This is a genomic window from Collinsella sp. LCP21S3_C7, from assembly GCF_052118485.1.
Lineage (GTDB): Bacteria > Actinomycetota > Coriobacteriia > Coriobacteriales > Coriobacteriaceae > Collinsella.
Window position 1 is genome coordinate 1 of record NZ_JBQKHC010000019.1, and the last position, 18046, is coordinate 18046.

General features: G+C 62.5%; 14 protein-coding genes. 2 read left to right on the forward strand and 12 right to left on the reverse strand.

Annotation, left to right across the window (positions count from 1 at the left end; all coding sequences use genetic code 11):
- The coding region (locus ACTQ1E_RS07255) for an IS3 family transposase (protein ID WP_441015707.1) at nt 1-73 on the forward strand (73 nt) is incomplete at its 5' end.
- 244 nt (nt 74-317) lie between these two features.
- On the opposite strand, the gene rpoD is transcribed toward ACTQ1E_RS07255, so the two are convergent.
- From rpoD to ACTQ1E_RS07310, 11 genes are all read right to left on the reverse strand, one after another.
- Complete coding sequence (gene rpoD, locus ACTQ1E_RS07260) at nt 318-1661, reverse strand: RNA polymerase sigma factor RpoD (protein ID WP_441033483.1); 1344 nt, start codon at nt 1659-1661, stop codon at nt 318-320.
- Between the two features lie 110 nt (nt 1662-1771).
- On the reverse strand, nt 1772-3880 hold the full coding sequence (gene dnaG / locus ACTQ1E_RS07265; RefSeq protein WP_441565573.1) for a DNA primase: 2109 nt from the start codon (nt 3878-3880) through the stop codon (nt 1772-1774).
- Nucleotides 3873-4880, reverse strand: coding sequence for a riboflavin biosynthesis protein RibF (gene ribF, locus ACTQ1E_RS07270; protein WP_441565575.1), 1008 nt, complete (start codon nt 4878-4880; stop codon nt 3873-3875). Before ribF ends, dnaG begins: the two co-directional genes overlap by 8 nt.
- Nucleotides 4877-5809, reverse strand: coding sequence for a tRNA pseudouridine(55) synthase TruB (gene truB, locus ACTQ1E_RS07275; protein ID WP_441565577.1), 933 nt, complete (start codon nt 5807-5809; stop codon nt 4877-4879). Before truB ends, ribF begins: the two co-directional genes overlap by 4 nt.
- Nucleotides 5810-5824: 15 nt before the next feature.
- Entirely contained in the window at nt 5825-6868 is a 1044-nt protein-coding gene (locus ACTQ1E_RS07280) for a DHH family phosphoesterase (protein ID WP_427719632.1), read from the reverse strand.
- Nucleotides 6861-7271 (reverse strand): 30S ribosome-binding factor RbfA, encoded by a 411-nt coding sequence (gene rbfA, locus ACTQ1E_RS07285; RefSeq protein WP_006234038.1) that lies wholly within the window; start codon nt 7269-7271, stop codon nt 6861-6863. Before rbfA ends, ACTQ1E_RS07280 begins: the two co-directional genes overlap by 8 nt.
- 11 nt (nt 7272-7282) lie before the next feature.
- Nucleotides 7283-9958 (reverse strand): translation initiation factor IF-2, encoded by a 2676-nt coding sequence (gene infB / locus ACTQ1E_RS07290; RefSeq protein WP_441033496.1) that lies wholly within the window; start codon nt 9956-9958, stop codon nt 7283-7285.
- A 91-nt stretch (nt 9959-10049) separates the two neighbouring features.
- Nucleotides 10050-11297 carry a transcription termination factor NusA gene (nusA, locus tag ACTQ1E_RS07295; protein ID WP_154515419.1) on the reverse strand — a complete coding sequence of 416 codons (1248 nt, stop codon included), beginning with the start codon at nt 11295-11297 and terminating at the stop codon, nt 10050-10052.
- A 1-nt stretch (nt 11298) separates the two neighbouring features.
- Nucleotides 11299-11793: a ribosome maturation factor RimP gene (gene rimP / locus ACTQ1E_RS07300; RefSeq protein ID WP_427794683.1), complete on the reverse strand. Its 495-nt coding sequence runs from the start codon at nt 11791-11793 to the stop codon at nt 11299-11301.
- Nucleotides 11794-12049: 256 nt separating this feature from the next.
- Nucleotides 12050-14626 carry a leucine--tRNA ligase gene (gene leuS, locus ACTQ1E_RS07305; protein WP_427747319.1) on the reverse strand — a complete coding sequence of 859 codons (2577 nt, stop codon included), beginning with the start codon at nt 14624-14626 and terminating at the stop codon, nt 12050-12052.
- A gap of 259 nt (nt 14627-14885) precedes the next feature.
- On the reverse strand, nt 14886-16397 hold the full coding sequence (locus ACTQ1E_RS07310) for an IMP dehydrogenase (protein ID WP_427794684.1): 1512 nt from the start codon (nt 16395-16397) through the stop codon (nt 14886-14888).
- 193 nt (nt 16398-16590) lie between these two features.
- Here ACTQ1E_RS07310 and ACTQ1E_RS07315 point away from each other — a divergent pair, with 193 nt between their 5' ends.
- A complete protein-coding gene (locus ACTQ1E_RS07315) occupies nt 16591-16935 on the forward strand; it encodes a winged helix-turn-helix domain-containing protein (RefSeq protein ID WP_427719637.1) in 345 nt (114 codons plus the stop codon).
- A 104-nt stretch (nt 16936-17039) separates the two neighbouring features.
- Here the strand turns inward: ACTQ1E_RS07315 and ACTQ1E_RS07320 are convergent, their stop codons facing one another.
- Nucleotides 17040-18029, reverse strand: coding sequence for a PLP-dependent transferase (locus tag ACTQ1E_RS07320; protein WP_441565579.1), 990 nt, complete (start codon nt 18027-18029; stop codon nt 17040-17042).
- Nucleotides 18030-18046: the final 17 nt, after the last annotated feature.

Below are 18046 nucleotides of genomic sequence, written 5' to 3' on the forward strand. Positions count from 1 at the left end.
CACGAGGAGGCGCCAGGTTAAACTGAAGGGACTGACCCCGGAGGAGTTCCGGAGACAGTCCCTTGCGGCGTAGTTCTTATTTAAGCCGTCCAAGTTTTGGGGTGCAGTTCATTTTGGGACGGGGCTTTTTTAGCTACCCAACCTGGGGCCTTTAAAGCTTGAGCCGCGCATTGAGATAGGGCAGCTAAAAAAGCCCCGTCCCAAAAAGACTAAAAAAGCCCCGTCCCAAAAAGACTACCCGTGCCCCAACTGCCGGCCCTTGTTACATGAAAGCGCCCTCAAGCGGATGTGCTTGAGGGCGCCTCTTGTTTGCGAGGTTAAGACTCAATGTAGTCTTTGAGCTTGCTGGAGCGGCTGGGGTGGCGGAGCTTGGCCAGGGTCTTGGACTCGATCTGGCGGATGCGCTCGCGCGTGACGCCAAACTCGCGGCCGACTTCCTCGAGCGTGCGGGGATGTCCGTCGACAAGTCCAAAGCGCAGCTCAATAACCTTGCGCTCACGATCGGCAAGCGAGTCGAGCACCTGGGTGAGCTGCTCCTGCAGCATGGAGAAGCTGGCGGCATCGGGCGGAACGATGGCCTGGGAGTCCTCGATAAAGTCGCCCAGCTGGGAATCCTCTTCCTCGCCGATAGGAGTCTCGAGCGACACGGGCTCCTGCGAGATCTTCTGGATCTCGCGGACGCGGTCGGCACTCATGTCCATCTCGGCACCGATCTCCTCGGGGGTCGGGTCGCGACCCAGATCCTGGAGGAGCTGGCGCTGCACGCGGACCAGCTTGTTGATGGTCTCGACCATGTGTACGGGAATACGGATGGTACGGGCCTGGTCGGCGATAGCGCGCGTGATGGCCTGACGGATCCACCACGTGGCGTACGTGGAAAACTTGAAGCCCTTCTGGTAGTCGAACTTCTCGACGGCGCGGATCAGACCGAGGTTGCCCTCCTGGATCAGATCCAGGAACAGCATGCCGCGACCGACGTAGCGCTTGGCGATGGAGACGACCAGACGGAGGTTGGCGCTGATGAGCGCCTGCTTGGCCTCGAGGCCCACGTTCTCGATACGAGTCAGACGACGCATCTCGGCGCGAGTGAGCTCGATCTCGCCCGCCTCGGCGGCCTCGAGCTTCTCGGTGGCCTCGAGACCGGCCTCGATCTTCATGGCCAGATCGACCTCTTCGGAGGCAGTCAGCAGGTCGACCTTGCCGATCTCCTTAAGGTACATACGAACCGGGTCACCGGTCAGCATCACCGTGGAGGCATCGATGCCACGCACGCGAGAACGCGAACGGGACGTGCGGACGGTGCGCTTCTTTTTGCTCTTGCAAGAACCCATCTCGGCATCGGCCTGACGGGCCATCTTAAGCTCATGATCGTCGAGCGAGCCGGAATCGTGCTCCTCGTCGTCATCGAAATCGTCGGTATCGTTATCGTCATCGTCGACGTCCATGGGGGCGTCGTCGTTTCCGCTCGCGGAGATAATCTGGATGCCGCTGTTGCGCAGCGCGGAATAGACCGCGTTGAGCTGCTCATCAGAAACATCGATATCCTTCAGGACGACCTGGATCTCGTCCTCGGTTACCGAAGTCCTGTTTGAGCCGTTGCCCATGAGCTTAGCAACGTAGGATTCCAGCTCAGTACCCGTGCTCTCAGTCTTATTTGGCACAGATTCTCCCTTCGTAGTCCACAGGACACATTACTTTAGCACACACTTATACGTCTATACCCAAAATTCAGACTGGATATAGCAGATAACATGCCGATTGACCACAACATCTAGGCCTGATCGGGACCCGCGGCCTCCAAACCAATCAACCGGAACGGATCGGCCACGCCGCCAATCGACTTCTGGAGCTCGCGCTGGCGCAAAGAATCCTGCGCGGCCTGCATGGTCAATGCACGGCGCGCGTCATCGTCGAGCGACCGGTCCTGGCGCAGCTTGGCCTGGGCAGCCCGCATACGGCGCTTGATGGTGTAAAGCTCAAGCGTATCGAGCATAAAGACGATGTTCGTCTCGGTGGGGTGCTTGCTCGTCGCCGAGATGCGCCCGGCGCTGACAAGCGAAGCCGCCTCGGGACACACCGCGCGCGCGGCGTCCATGCACGCCGCGGGGTCGGTGCCCGGCGGCGTCGCGAGCACGGCCCACGCGATGGACTCGTGACGGGGGTCTACCCACTCAATCGAGCAGATGCGATCGGTGTACGTGCGGAATAGGTCGGGGTAGCTGGTGAGCATCGTCAACAGCTCGCGCTCCCCCGCCAGAGACTTCCGCTCCAGATCGGTCAGCACAATCGGCGTCGCCGGAACGGAAGCGGTCGAAGCAGACCCCGCGGGCGCCGCGTCCATGCCAGCAGGCACATCGATCGGCGGCATATCGTCGACGACCTCGACCGGCGCGGCCCCGTAGGCCTCGAGCGGCACATAGTCGTACGGTTCCTCCTCGACCGGTGCGGATACCGGCGGCGTCGTCCCCGACGCCCAGGCGCCGCGAGATGCCCCCTGCGGACCGGACACCCGACCGCCCGCGCTGCCTGCGCGCTCGGCCTGTGCCCGCTGGCGCTCGTAGTTCTGCTCGCGACGACGCTCGGCGTCCTCGCGCTTGGCGACATCGCGAAACACACGGCCCGAGCTCGAGCGTACCGTCTCCAAATCCAGGCCCAGAAGGTCGGCGATCTGGATAAAGTACGTATCGATCATGTAGCTATCGCGCAGCGGATAGATGAGCGTCAGCGCATCCTCGAGCGCCTTGGCGCGACCGCCCGGCGTGGTAATGTCGCTCGACTCCTGCAGTGAGCGGTACACAAAGTCCATGAGGGGCTCGGCGGCGTCGATACGCGCCTGCAGTGCCTCGCCACCATGCGCCGTGACGAACTCCATAGGGTCGTTGCCGTCGGGAAGCACCACGCAGCGCAGGTCCATCGAGTCCTGCTCGATAAACTGAATCGCGCGGCGCGAGGCCTTTTGACCGGCGGCGTCACCATCGAACATATACACAATGCGCTTGGCAAAACGGGTGAGCGTCTTTACGTGATGTTCCGTCAGTGCCGTGCCCAGCGTGGCGACGACGTTTTTGATCCCCGCCTCCCAGCAGGCGATGCAGTCGGTATATCCCTCCACCACGATGGCGGTATCCTGCGCGACGATAAACTCCTTGGCCCAGTTAAAGCCGTAGAGGTTTCTCTTTTTATGAAACACGCTCGTCTCGGCGGTGTTGAGGTACTTGGGTTGGCCGTCGCCCATAATACGACCGCCAAAGGCGATGTTATGACCCTGTTCGTCAAAGATGGGAAACATCACGCGGTCGTAAAAACGATCGGCGAGCTGTCCGCGCCCGCGGCTCACGGCCACGTTGGCGTCGATCATCTCCTGCGGGGTAAAGCCCTTCTGCGACAGATGGGCCACCAACATATTGCGACCCGGCGCAAAGCCCAGGCAGTAGCGACGGCAGACGTCGCCACCCATACCGCGGCTGGCAAAGTACTCACGCGGACGGCTGTCCTTACCGCGCATGAGCATGGTGTGATAGAACTGGGCCGTCTCGGCGCACAGGTCATAGATGCGGGCGCGCTTGGTGCCGCGATCGCGCTGCGCGCCGGTATCGTGCAGCTCAATGCCGGCACGATCGGCCAGGTAGCGAATCGACTCGGGAAAGCTCAGGTTCTCGCGCTTCATGATGTAGGTGAAGACGTCGCCGCCCTCGCCGCAGCCAAAGCAGTGCCAAACCTGCGTAGCGGGGATAATGTGAAACGATGGGGTCTTTTCGCCATGGAAGGGGCAGCAACCCCAAAACTCATGGCCGCGGGGCTTGAGCTCAACCGTTTCCTGCACAATGGCAACCAGGTCGGACGCAGCGCGCACCTGGTCTTTCTCCTCATCGCTAATCACGGATGCTCACCCCCTGCTCACCCAAGTTATGACGGATATCGTCAATATTACCCTCGACGGTCGCGATAAGCTCGTCCAGCGAATCGAACACGCGCGAAGGACGCAGCCAACGCGTAAACGCCAACGAAACCGAACGTCCATACAGGTCGCCCGCATACCCGATCAAGTTGGCCTCGAGATGCGCCGAGGCGGCATCGTCGGCATACGTCGGCGGCAGGCCCACGTTGACGGCAGCGGGCCACACGGTATCGTCGACCAGCACAAGGCCCTCGTAGACGCCATCGGCAGGCAGCTGGATTCCGTTTGGCACCAACAGGTTTGCCGTAGGAAATCCCATATCGGAGCCCTCGTGGCGACCGTGAATCACGCCGCCGCGCACCATATAGGGACGGCCGAGTAGATCGGCTGCCAGCTCAACGTGGCCCAAGCTCAGCTCACGTCGAATGCGGGTGGCGCAGATAGCCTCGCCGGCCTCGCACAGCAAATTGTGCCCATACACGTCAACACCGCGCTCAGCGCCCCATGCCTGCATCTCGGCAACGCCCGAGGCACCGCCGCGGCCCAGCCTAAAATCGCTGCCAACGCGAATGGAGCGAATGTCGACAACATGCGCCAACAGCTCAAGAAAGCCCACGTGATCGAGCGACGCTACCGCAGGCGTAAAGGGAACAGCCACCACGGCATCGACCCCAGTCTGAGCCAGGGCATGCAGGCGGTCGGCCGTCGTCATCAATTTTTGAGCGGGCGCAGGGCTCACCACAACATCTGGATCAGGGTCAAACGTTACGACAACCGCTTTGCAGCCGTGGACGCGCGCATCGCGAATGACCGCGTCGATCAGCTCACGATGTCCCCTATGCACGCCATCGAACACGCCGATGGCAATCGAGGCGGCACCCATAGACTCGCAGTCACCAAAAGCATCAGCCAAAACGATGCGGACCTCCGCCGCCGCGCCCACAAAAAATGTGCGCGCGAGCTCGCGAGGGTCCAGCATCATCGAACACCGCCGATCGCCTGCGGAAAGACGTGCTCCATCACAAAGCGACCATCCTCGATACGAGCCAAAGCCTTGAGCCCGCCATCGAGCACCAGCGCAAACGGTGCCTTCGACACATCGAAGCCGGCGAACGCGCGATCAATAGGAATACGACGACCGCACAGCAGATCTTCCGCAAGATTGCCCGGCAAGTCGACGCGCGTGGCGCCGAGGGCCGCAATGGGGTCCAAGGCAAAGCCGGCAGCGGACTCGGCAGAAAGTTCCTCGACCGCATGGCAGGCACCGATGGAGACAATGCCAGAAGCGGTACGGCGCAGCGCGGAAATATGCGCGGCACTATCGCAGGCGCGACCCAGGTCGCGAGCGAGCGCACGGATATAGGTGCCCTTGCTCACCGAGAAGGCAACGGTCCAAATGCAGAAATCGCCCTCGCCACTCACGGCGATCAGGTCGGCAGAATATACCTCGACCGGGCGCGCGGGCAACTCAACGGCATTGCCCTCACGTGCAGACTTATAGGCGCGCACGCCGTTGACCGAAATAGCCGAAAACGCCGGCGGGATCTGCATCTGAGGGCCCAGCATGGCGCTCAAGCGCTCACGGGCATAGGCCGGATCGCGCAGCTCGGGTGCAATGGCAACCGTACGGACGGCCTCGCCTTCCGCATCGTCGGTATTGGTCTCGGCGCCAAACGAGATATCGGCGACGTAACTTTTGGTATCGAGGGTAAGCATGCCCAGCAGACGCGTAGCCTGGCCCACGCCCACCACCATGACACCCGACGCCATGGGGTCGAGCGTGCCGGCATGACCGACGCGCCGCTCATGGAGGGCGCGCCGGCACCGCGATACCACGTCGTGGGACGTGCAGCCCACCGGTTTATCGACGGCGAGCAGCATATTCAATTGAGAAGGCGTACGACGAGCCATGTACCATCCAAAAAGTTAGAGCTCGACGGTCACCGAAGCGGGATCCTCCCCCACCAGCTCGGCCAGCATGGGAAGTGCCGCGGTGAGCGTCTCGAAAATCGTTCCGTTATTGGTAAAGCCGGCGGCAGCGTGATGTCCGCCTCCGCCAAAGTTGGCCGCAATCTCGGAGACATCCATGTCGCCCTTGGAGCGCAGGTTTCCGCGCACCTTGGTATCGCCCTCGATGCCCTTAAGGAACAGGCAGACCTCGACACCCATCACCGAGCGCACCACATCGACCAAGCCGTCGCACTCATCCGAGGTGACGCCACATTCCTTAAGATCACTTTCGTACGCGTAGCTATACGCCACGCGCCCGTGCGCGACCGTCTTGATGCGGCCCATGACGATGGACTTGAGGTGCAAGAACTCGACGCGCATGCTCTGATAGACCTCGAGCGCGACACGCGCCGGGTCGGCACCGTGCGCCACCAGGCGCGAAGCCGCATGGAACGCAGCGGCATCGGCATTCTGATACTGAAAACGACCGGTATCGGTAACCAGGCCGCAGAGCAGACAGGTGGCGATGCGATCGCGAACGACAATGCCGCAATCATCCAAAAAGCGGTCGATAATCATGGCGCACGCCGCGGCATCGACACGCCTCAGGCTTACCTCGGCAAACTCCTCGCGCGCCGGATGGTGGTCAAAGCACACCACATGTTTGGAGCGGCGGAGCACGTCGGCCGAGTTGTTCAGACGCTCGACAACCGGCACATCCACCGAGATAAACAGGTCGGGATCGCCCGTAAAGCTCGAAGCCGGCACCAGACGATCGGCGCCTTCCATAAAGCGGTAAATACGCGGAACGGGATCGTCGTCTGCGAGCAGCAGCGCGATGTCCTTGTCGGGGAACGCCTTCATGAGCGAGAGGCCCAAGCCCAACACGGAGCCCAGGGCATCGCCGTCGGGAGAGGTATGACCCGAGATCGCAATGGAGGACGCACCCTCGATAAGCTCGAGGATGCGTCGTTTAATATCTGCAGACTCGCACGAGACGAGGTCGGCGGAATTAGTCATCTAAAGCTGCCTCCTGGGCGGCATCCGCTATGGGATAGCCGTCCTCGTCCTTTTCGATCGCCAGCGTGGCCGGGACATTCTCCAGCGCACGCGTAATGCGCTCGGCCTCATCGGTCGAGCGATCGATGCGAAAATCGAGCTCGGGCGTGACGCGCCAGTCGAGCGAGCGAGCCAACAGGCTGCGAATACGGCCCTTGGCGCTGGCGAGCGCCTCCATGACCTCATCGTAGCGGCTCGCATCGCACGACACGTACACGCGCGCGAACGAACGGTCCACCGCGACCTCGACCGCGGTCAGGGTGACCAGGTCGAGACGCGGATCGGAAACCTCAAAGAGAAGGATATAACCGAGCTTCTCGCGAAGCTGCTCGCCCAGACGGCGGGTTGCCTGCGTTTGCTTCATAGCGCTACCCCCTACTCGGTACGGGCAACCTGGTCGATACGGTAACCCTCGATCTGGTCGCCGGGCTTGATGTCCTGGAAGTTCTCCAGGCCAATGCCGCCCTCGGAACCGCTCTTGAGGCTCTTGGCCTCGTCCTTGTAGTGGCGCATCGAGGCGATCTTACCGTTAAAGACAACGATGCCGTCGCGCACCAGGCGCACGGAATCGGTCGCGGCGATCTCGCCCTCCTCGACGCGGACACCGGCGGCGATACCGACTTTGGGCACCTTAAAGGTGTCCAGGACGGTCGCGGTACCCGTGGAGACCTCGACCTCGGTGGGCTTGAGCATGCCGATACGGGCAGCGTCGAGCTCCTCGAGGCACTTGTAGATAACGTCGTAGCAACGAATCTCGACGCCCTCGCGCTCGGCAGCGGAGCGGGCCTTACCGTCGGGACGCACGCCAAAGCCAATGATGATGGCGTTGGAGGCGTCGGCCAGGACGACGTCGGTCTCGTTGATGGCACCGACCGCGGAGTGGATCGTGTTGATGCGGACCTCGGACTGATCCATCTTGTCGAGCGAGTCCTGAAGGGCCTCGATGGAGCCCTGGACGTCGGCCTTGATGATCAGGTTGAGCTCCTTGACCTCGGCGTCGGCGATGGTCTCGAAGAGGTTCTCGAGCGTGACGTGCTTCACGCGGCTCTGCTCCTCGATACGGGCCTTGAGCGAGCGCTCATCGGCCAGGGCGCGCGCCTCGCGCTCGTCCTCGAACACGCGGAACTCGTCGCCGGCGTTGGGGACGGACTGCAGGCCCAGGATCTCGACGGCGTCGGAGGGACCGGCCTCGGTGACGGCGCGGCCCTTGGGGTCGAGCATGGCGCGAACGCGGCCATAGGTAAGGCCGGCGACCAGCGTATCGCCCACGTGCAGGGTACCGCGGGTCACGAGCACGGTAGCGACCGAGCCGCGGCCCTTGTCGAGCTTGGCCTCGAGGACGTTGCCCGAGGCGAAGGTATCGGGGTTGGCCTTGAGCTCGAGCACGTCGGCCTGGAGCAGCACGGTCTCCAGAAGGTCGTCGATACCGATCTTCTGCTTGGCCGAGATGTTGACGAACATGTTCTGTCCGCCCCACTCCTCGGGGATGACGCCGTACTCGGTGAGTTCCTGGCGCACACGGTCGGGGTTGGCGCCGGGCTTATCGATCTTGTTGACGGCGACGACGATGGGAACGCCGGCGGCCTTGGCGTGGTTGATCGACTCGACCGTCTGGGGCATGACGCCGTCGTCGGCGGCGACGATCAGGATGACGATGTCGGTCACCTTGGCGCCACGGGCACGCATGGCCGTAAAGGTAGCGTGGCCCGGGGTATCGATGAAGGTGATCTTGCGGTCGTTGATCATGACCTGCGAAGCGCCGATGGCCTGGGTAATGCCGCCAGCCTCGCCGGCAGCAACGCCGGTGTGGCGGATGGCGTCGAGCAAGCTCGTCTTGCCGTGGTCGACGTGACCCATGACGGTGACGACCGGGGCGCGGGGCTTAAGGTCGGCGGGATCGTCGTAGAACGAGAAGGTGTTCTCCTCCTCGGGGGTGATGATCCTGATCTGACGGCCCAAGTCGTCGGCAACGAGCTCGACAAGGTCGTCGGACATGGACTGCGTCATGGTGAGCGGCGTGCCCAGCAGGAACAGGCGCTTAATGATGTCGTTGGCCGGAACGTCAAGCGCCTCGGCAAGCTCCTGGACGGTAACGCCCTGGGAGACCTTGATGGCGTCGAGCTCCTCGGGGTTCACGCCCTGGGCCAGCGCCTCCTCAATCTTGCGCTCCTCCTGAGCCCTAGCGGCCTCGCGCTCGCGCTTCTCCTTGCGCTTCTTGCGGCGACCGGTGGACTCGCGAGAGGCCTCCTCGACGGCGGCACGGGCCTCCTCGAGAACCTTCTCGCGGCTGTACTCCTCGGCCTCGCGCGCCATGCGGCTGTAGTGGTCCTCTTCGCTGTTGTGACCACCCTTGCGCTTCTTGCCCTTGCCCTGCTTATCGGGGTTGGGAAAATCCATGCCGGCAGCGACATTGTTGCTGGCGTTGGTGCGATGGCTGTGCGGGCGGTTCTCGGAGGCGTTGCGGTCGTTGCGACGGCCGCCACGACGATCGTTGTTGCCACCGCGACGGTTGCCGCGCTCGGCCTTGGCCTTGTCCTCGGCGTCCTTCTTCTCCTTGAGCACGGTCTCCTGTGCGGCGATCTGATCGAGCAGCGAACGGAAGCGCGAACCGGAGTCGGAAGCGGGAACGGCGCGGCGCTGGGCCTCGCGAGCAGCCTCCTCCTTTTCGCGGGCAAGGCGCTCCTGCTCGGCCTTCTTCTTGGCCTCGGCCTCGGCACGGGCTGCCTCCTCGGCGGCCTGGGCGGCGGCAAACTGGCGGCGCTCCTCCTCGCGTGCCTTCTCGGCGGCGATGCGCTCGCGCTCGGCCTCGGCGGCACGCGCTGCCTCCTCGGCGGCGGCAGCCTCCTCCTCGGCCTGCTTGGCGGCCTCGACTTCCTGGGCGCGGGCCTCGATCACCGAGGCAAGCTGCTTTCGGACCATGGCAACATAAGCGTCCTCCAGCGCGGAGGAAGCAGACTTAGCGGGAATCTTCATTTCGGCGAGGTGACCCATCAGTTCCTTGGAGGTCATGCCGAACTCTTTGGCCAGGGTGGAAACACGGACTTTTGCCATATGACTTCACCTACCCTTTCTGGCACCTTGGGTGCCTAGAGACTGAACGAGCGTGGGATGTGCGCCGGAACCTGTCCAGCGCAACCGCGCGCTAGATCAGGTCCTCCGCATCATCGAAGGCGTCGGTGTCGTGGACACCGCAGAAACGGGAACCGGGACGGGCCTGGTTGCGGCACTGGATGCCGTCCTCGGACACGTACTCGCAGCGACGGGCGTCGTCATCCTCCTCGTCACCGATCAGGTCGGCGGCAGGCTCCTCGTGAACGGGAACGTTCTTGAGGATGTCGGCGGCAAGGGTCTCGGACTTAATGTCGATGTGCCAGCCGGTCAGGCGTGCGGCCAGGCGGGCGTTCTGGCCCTCCTTGCCGATGGCGAGCGAAAGCTGGTCGTCGGGCACAATGACGCCGGCATAGGCCTTCTCCTCGTCGATAAGGACGCGAGTGACCTTGGCGGGCGACAGGGCGTTGGCAACGTAGACGGCCGGATCGGCATCCCACAGGATGACGTCGACGCGCTCACCGCGCAGCTCACCCACGACGGCGCGCACACGGCTGCCCTTGGGGCCGACGCAGGCGCCCACGGGATCCAGGCGGTCATCGAGCGAGTGGACGGCGACCTTGGAGCGCTGGCCGGGCTCGCGGGCGATCGACTTGATCTGGACGGTGCCCTCATAGATCTCGGGCACCTCCTGCTCAAACAGACGACGCATGAGCTCGGGGTGGGTACGCGAGATAACGATCGGCGGACGGCTGTGCTCGCCGCGAACCGGCGGAAGCGTGGAGTTGGGGTCGCGAACGTCAATGATCACGGCCTTGATGTGCTGGTTGTGCAGATAGCGCTCGCCCATGGGGCGCTCGTTGCGCTCGTTCTCGTAGCGGCGCTGATCAAAGTGCGGAAGCTCGGCCTCGACGCCTTCGCGGATCTTGACGATCGTAAAGTCGGGTGTGGACTGCAGTACGGTACCGCTGATGAGGTCGCCGATACGGCCGGAGAACTCCTCGTAGATCTGCTCGCGGGCGGAGTTGCGCACGATGGCGTTGATCTCGGCCTTGGCGTGCTGGGCGGCGATGCGGCTGGTGTTCTTGGGGGTGACGTCGATCTCCTCGAACTCGGTGAAGTTGCCCTCCTCGTCCATGGAATCGTCGATCGGCTCCAGGCGGTAGACATAGATCTTGCCGGTGGTGCGGTCGATGGTCACCTTGGCGCCCCACTCAAGATGCAGGATCTCGGCATAGCTCTTGGCGAGCGACTGCTCCAGGCGGTCGATCAGGTAGAGCTGGTCGATGTGCTTCTCCTGGCAAAGCTCCATCAGGGCGGACATCATGTCGGATGCTGCCATGTTAGTTTCCTTCCTTCGCGGGCTTGAAGTCATAGACGGGCTTCAACTTGCACTTTTTAACATCGGAAAAATCGAGGGTGACAGACTCGCCGTCCTCGAGCTCGAGGGTTACGTTGGTCTCGGTCGCGGCGGCAATCTTGCCGGAGTACTTGCGACGGCCCTCGGTGGCGGTGGAGGAAAGCTCGCAGTCCTCGCCCACAAAGCGGGCAAAGTCACGCGGACGGCGCAGCGGGCGCGCCATACCCGCGCTCGACACCTCGAGCGTATAGCTCGAAGAGATGGGGTCGAGCTCCTCGATCACGTCGCCGACCCACTTGGTGTTGGCCGTGACGTCGTTGAGCGACAGGCTCTGACCCTCGGCACCCTCGATACGCACACGCACGCAGGGGGCCTTGGTGGCACCCACGAGCTCAACGTCGACAATATCGACATCGTGCTGGGGGGCGACGGCCTCGAGCGCGTCGATGATCGCCTGCTCGATCTTGGTCTTGACCATTGCGGCACCTCCATCCATACAAAAAAGAAGCGGGGCCGAAACCCCACTTCTTTCAATTACAACTTCATTTGCAAGCAAACTATACCAATACCTGCGAAAACGTGCAACCATAGCACAAACCCGCAGGTCAGCGTGAGCACAGGTTCTCCACAAGAAATGGATAATTGGATGTAGTCGCAAGTATCCATATCCAAAAAGAGGGACGACCCAGCCGGATCGTCCCTCGTCTATTGTGCATCAACTATATGCGCGAGGTTTACTTAACCACCAGGTTGACCAGCTTGCCGGGCACGCAGATGGCCTTGACGACCGTCTTGCCCTCGAGCCACTTGGCAACAGCGGCCTCGGCGGCAGCCTGCATCTCCTCGTTGGAGGCATCGCGGGCCACATCGATGCGGCCGCGGACCTTACCGAGCACCTGGACGACGATCTGCACCGTGTCCTCGATGGACTCGGCCAGGTCAAACTCGGGCCAGGCGGCGGTGTAGGCGTTGCCCTCGCAGCCGAGTGCCTCGTGCCACAGCTCGTCGGCCCAGAACGGGCAGATGGGGGCAAGGACGCTCACGATGTCCTTGGCCACGCCGTAGCACAGTGCCTTGTCGCGCGATGCGCCCTCGGTGGCGTTGAGGTAGGCGCTCGCCGCGTTGACGAGCTCCATGACGGCCGAGATCGCGGTGTTAAACTGGCCGCGATCGAAGTCCTCGGTGCACTTGGCGATGGTGCGGTGACGCTCGCGATAGAGCTTCATCGCGGTCTCGTCGAGCACGGACTTGTCGAAGGCAACGTTGGCGTCACCCGACTGGACAAGCTGCCACACGATACGCCAGGCGCGCTTGATAAAGCGGTTGGCACCCTCGACGGCCTTGGGATCCCAGTCAAAGTCCTTCTCGGGCGGGGCGATAAACAGGATCGCCAGACGCATGGTGTCGGCGCCGTAGGGCTCGATAACCGAGCTCGGAGGCACGACGTTGCCCTTGGACTTGGACATGGTGTCGCCGTTCTCGTCCTTGACCATGCCCTGGCACAGCAGGTTGGTAAAGGGCTCGTCAACGCTCAGCAGACCCAGGTCGCGCAGCGCCTTGGTAAAGAAGCGGCTGTAGAGCAGGTGCAAAATGGCGTGCTCGATGCCGCCGATGTAGTTATCGACGGGCATCCAACGGTCTGCCGCCTCGCGGGAGAAGGGCAGCTCGGTGTTGTGCGGGTCGGTATAGCGCAGGTAATACCAACTGGAGCAGGTGAAGGTGTCCATGGTATCGGTCTCGCGCTTGGCCGGGCGGCCGCAGACCGGGCAGGTGGTCTCGTAGAAGTCCTTGCACTCGGCGAGGGTCTCGCCGGCGCCCAGGTCCAGGTTCTCGGGCAGCGTCACCGGCAGCTGGTCCTCGGGCACGGGCACAATGCCGCAGTGCTCGCAATGGATGGCCGGGATGGGGTTGCCCCAATAGCGCTGACGGCTGATGAGCCAGTCGCGCAGGCGGAACTCGACCTTGCGACGACCGCAGCCCATGGCTTCGAGGTCGGCCACGATGGCAGCCTCGCCCTCGGAGTGCTTACCGCCGCGCATGCCGGTGTACTTGCCGGACTGGACGAGCGTGCCCTCGGCAGCGTGGGCGCAATCCCAGTCGACGGTCTCGGCATGGAAGGTATCGATGGTCTCGCCACTGGCCTCGACGGCAGCGCGGTCGTCATCGTCCAGGATGATCGGGACGATCGGGAGGTCGTACTTGCGGGCAAACTCAAAGTCGCGCTGGTCACCGCAGGGAACGGCCATGACGGCGCCGGTGCCGTAATCGGCAACGACATAGTCGGCAACCCACACGGGAACCTTCTCGCCGTTGACGGGGTTAACCACGTAGCGGCCCGTAAAGGCACCGTGCTTCTCGAGGGTGCCCTGGGCACGCTCGACGGCAGAGATATGCTTGGAGTCCTCGACGATCTTGGTCACGGCCTCCTCGTACTCCGTGCCCTCGACGAGCTCGTGCAGACGAGCGTACTCGGGAGCCAGGACAAAGAAGGAGACGCCAAAGAGCGTGTCGGCACGCGTGGTGAAGACGGTGATCTTGCCCTCGTCGCCCTCGATGGGATCGCCGTTGGCATCACACAGGGTAAAGTCGACCTCGGCGCCCTCGGAGCGGCCGATCCAGTTGGCCTGCATCTGCTTAACGCGCTCGGGCCAGCCGGGGAGCTTCTCCAGATCGTCGAGCAGCTCCTGGGAGTACTCGGTAATCTTGTAGTACCACTGCTCAAGGTCGCGCTTCTCGGGCTCGGTGCCGCAGCGCCAGCACTTGCCCTCGGTAACCTGCTCGTTGGCCAGAACGGTCTTGCAGTTGGGGCACCAGTTGACCGGGTTCTTCTTGCGGTAGACCAGGCCCTTTTCCCACATCTTCTCAAAGATCCACTGACCCCAGCGGTAGTAGTCGGGGCTGCAGGTCTTGACCATGCGATCCAGATCGTAGGAGAAGCCCATGCGCTTCATCGTGGCGAGCGCCTGGTCCATGTTCTTATACGTCCAGGCGGCAGCCTGCGTGTTGTGCTTGATGGCGGCGTTCTCGGCGGGCAGGCCAAAGGCGTCAAAGCCAATGGGATGCAGCACGTCAAAGCCGCGCATACGGGCCTGACGGGCCATGGCATCGCCGATGGTATAGTTGCGCGCGTGGCCCATGTGCAGGTCGCCCGAAGGATACGGGAACATCTCGAGCACGTACTTCTTGGGCTTGCTGGCGTCGGTGTCGACGGCAAAGAGGTTGGAGTCCTCCCAGGCCTTCATCCACTTGGACTCAATGGCCTGCGCGTCGTAGGCAGGGATCTCGTCCTTATGATCTGTGCAATCGCACATATCAGCTCCTTTAATCTTAGCTGGGGTCGGTCGGCTTGGCTTTGTTCGCTACTGCGGACAGTCCTGCGCAAGACGAAGAGCACATTAAGTGCTCTTCTTTGCGTGCGGAACTTGTAGCGAACAAAGCCAAGCCGACCGACCCTAAGGTTAACTTGACTGATGATAGCAAATACGACAAGCGAGATGCCTGCGACTTGCAGGCATCTCGCTTTATCTTAATAACGTGGTTGGAACTCAACCTTTATGTGCGGCTCTTATCCTATCGATAAGACACAGACTGCTGCGAATCCTTGACGACTACGTCGTGGGCGCCGCCTTCGACGATCGAGGTCGAGCTCACCAGGGTCAGGCGTGCCTTTTCCTGGAGCTCGGGGATCGAGAGGGCACCGCAGTTGCACATCGTGGACTTGATCTTGTAGAGCGTGCCGCCCACGCCGTCCTTAAGGGAGCCGGCGTAGGGAACGTAGGAGTCGACGCCCTCGACAAAGCTGAGCTTTGCGGCGCCGCCCAGGTCGTAGCGCTGCCAGTTGCGGGCACGCGCAGAACCCTCGCCCCAGTACTCCTTCATGTACTGACCGTTGACGTTGACGCGCTCGGTCGGGCTCTCGTCAAAGCGGGCAAAGTAGCGGCCCAGCATCATAAAGTCGGCACCCATGGCAAGGGCGAGCGTCATGTGGTAGTCGTAGACGATACCGCCGTCGGAGCACACGGGCACGTAGACGCCGGTCTCCTCGTAGTACTCGTCGCGAGCGCGGCAGACGTCGATCAGCGCGGTGGCCTGGCCACGGCCGATGCCCTTGGTCTCGCGGGTGATGCAGATGGAACCACCGCCGATACCCACCTTGATAAAGTCGGCACCGCAGTCGGCCAGGAAGCGGAAGCCCTCGGCGTCAACGACGTTGCCGGCACCGACCTTAACATCCTCGCCGTAGTTGGCGCGGATCCACTCGATGGTGCGCTTCTGCCACTCGCTGAAGCCCTCGGAAGAGTCGATGCACAGGACATCGGCGCCGGCCTCGATGAGCAGCGGCACGCGCTCGGCATAGTCGCGGGTGTTGATGCCGGCGCCGACCATGTAGCGCTTGTCGCCGTCGAGCAGCTCGTTGGGGTTGGTCTTGTGGCTGTCGTAGTCCTTGCGGAAGACAATGCCCATAAGGTGATCGTTGTCGTCGACGATGGGCAGGGCGTTGAGCTTGTTGTCCCAGATGACGTCGTTGGCAACCTTGAGGCTGATGTTCTTGTCGCCCACGATGAGCTGCTCACGCGGGGTCATGAACTCGGAGACTTTCTTTTGGTGGTCATCGCGGCTGGGGCGATAATCACGGCTGGTAACGATACCCAGGAGTTTACCCTTGGGAGTGCCGTCGTCGGTGACCGGCATGGTGGAGTGACCGGTCTTCTCCTTGAGCTCGATGACCTGCTCCATGGTCATGTCGGGGGTCAGCGTGGAATCGGACTGAACGAAGCCGGCCTTGTGATCCTTGACGGCCTTGACCATGGCGGCCTCGGACTCGGGGGTCTGGGAACCGTAAATGAAGGACAGGCCACCCTCGGTAGCGAGCGCGACACCCATGTCGACGCCCGAGACGGACTGCATGATGGCGGAAACCATGGGGATGTTCAGGGTGATTGCCGGCTTCTCGCCGCGCTTAAAGCGGGTTAGCGGCGTCTTAAGAGAGACGTTGTTGGGGATGCACTGCGAGGACGAATAACCAGGGACCAGCAGATACTCCGAAAACGTGTGGGACTCACCGGGAAAGAACGTAGCCATGTTTCTCCTTTTTCCATGCGACCGGTCGGCTGCAGGCCTCGTAGGACCCAGCCCAACCTTGGGCGCCCAATACTGGGCAAGTATCTTAACGCACTTTGACTGCTACAATGCATGATTTAAGAAGAGCACACGAGGGCTTAACGCAGGCTTTGCGTTTGCCCAGCAGACACTTTAGCGGAGAGACGTGGAGCGCATGGAGTACAAGACGACGGCAAAACTGGTCATTCAGTCGTGCGACAAAGATCTGCCGGGCGTGTTCGGCCACGGCTGCGTCTTGCTGCTGCAGGGTATCGCCCGCGAACACTCGATCAACCGCGCCGCCAAGAGCATGGGCATGGCCTATTCCAAGGCATGGCGCATTGTGAACGAGGCCGAGGGGCAGCTGGGGTGCAAGCTCATCGAGCGCGACGGCGCCCGCGGGAGCTCGCTCACCCCCGCCGGCGAGCGAGCCATAGCGGCCTACGAGGAGCTGCAGGCAGAGATCAACGAAGTCATAGCCGCAAGGGCCAACGACCTGATCGACACCATCAAAGAGTAGCTAATTTGGGACGGGGCTTTTTTAGCTACCCATCCAGAGCATTCTTAACTCATAGCCAAAAATTGACATTGGGTAGCTAAAAAAGCCCCGTCCCAAATTAGCTACTATCGGAGGGCGTTATCGAGGGCGGCGGCCACCGTCAGGGGATCGTCGGTGCCGGCGAAGAGGCGGATGGTGTCCCCCCGCTTGCCACGTGGGGCCGAAAGACGCGTCGTTGCGCCGCCGGCGAACGATGTGCGAAACTCCCCCGGCAAAGCGTCGAACAACTCTCCCGCGCTACGCTCGATAAGGTCAAACTCAACTGCCGGGCCAAAGCCATGCTCGAGGATTCCCGTTGCAACCGCATGGTCAGGATGCGAGCTCAGCCCGGGATAGCGCACGTTGCGCACCATCTCGTTCGCGGCCAGATACTCGGCCAGCGCACGGGCGCGGTCGAAATGCGCCTGCATGCGAGCGTTAAGCGAGGAAAGCCCGCGCTCCAGCACGTCGGCCTCCTCAGCAGAAAGATCGAGCGCCGACGCACCGCAGCCCGCAAACAACGCATGCGCGCACTCAGCCGCGGCATCCACACGATGGCGCTTGAGCTGCGATCGCGCCACCGAAGCGGCAACGAGCTTACGCGGGGCCTTACCGGCACACACGCGGTCGAGTGCCTCGAGCGACAGCACGGCGCCCAAGCTCAGCGGATTGCAGCCAAAGACGTCAGCCACGGTGTTGTCAACAACCAGCAGCGCATGGGCCTCACGCGCGGCGCGGCCTAACGCGCGCAAATCGGGCACACGCAAACCGAACGCGCCAATGGAGTTGGCGAACCAGCACAGGTGCGGCCCCTCGGCATCAAGCGAAGCATCAAAGCCCTCGGACGCAGCAGCAAACGACTCGGCGGACGGCGAGCCCACCAGCACGACATCGCAGCCCTCAAAGCCGCAAGCAAACGCTTCGGCAAAGTCATCCGCAAAGACCACCAGGCGATCGCCGGGACGCACAATCCCCAACAGAGACAGCGCCGCCGGCACATGCGAGGCTGCAACCAGTCGCGCCTCGCGTGCGCCAGCCCTTGCAGCCCAGGCCTCTTCTAGCTGTTGTGCGTCCACGTGACACCGTCCCTTCA

Bases quoted from the DNA above. Each gene is read 5' to 3' on its own strand.
- rimP (WP_427794683.1), bottom strand. From the start codon at position 11,793: ATGGTCAAGACCAAGATCGAGCAGGCGATCATCGACGCGCTCGAGGCC.
- truB (WP_441565577.1), bottom strand. From the start codon at position 5,809: ATGGCTCGTCGTACGCCTTCTCAATTGAATATGCTGCTCGCCGTCGAT.
- infB (WP_441033496.1), bottom strand. From the start codon at position 9,958: ATGGCAAAAGTCCGTGTTTCCACCCTGGCCAAAGAGTTCGGCATGACC.
- nusA (WP_154515419.1), bottom strand. From the start codon at position 11,297: ATGGCAGCATCCGACATGATGTCCGCCCTGATGGAGCTTTGCCAGGAG.
- ACTQ1E_RS07310 (WP_427794684.1), bottom strand. From the start codon at position 16,397: ATGGCTACGTTCTTTCCCGGTGAGTCCCACACGTTTTCGGAGTATCTG.
- ACTQ1E_RS07315 (WP_427719637.1), top strand. From the start codon at position 16,591: ATGGAGTACAAGACGACGGCAAAACTGGTCATTCAGTCGTGCGACAAA.
- ribF (WP_441565575.1), bottom strand. From the start codon at position 4,880: ATGATGCTGGACCCTCGCGAGCTCGCGCGCACATTTTTTGTGGGCGCG.
- ACTQ1E_RS07280 (WP_427719632.1), bottom strand. From the start codon at position 6,868: ATGACTAATTCCGCCGACCTCGTCTCGTGCGAGTCTGCAGATATTAAA.
- rbfA (WP_006234038.1), bottom strand. From the start codon at position 7,271: ATGAAGCAAACGCAGGCAACCCGCCGTCTGGGCGAGCAGCTTCGCGAG.
- leuS (WP_427747319.1), bottom strand. From the start codon at position 14,626: ATGTGCGATTGCACAGATCATAAGGACGAGATCCCTGCCTACGACGCG.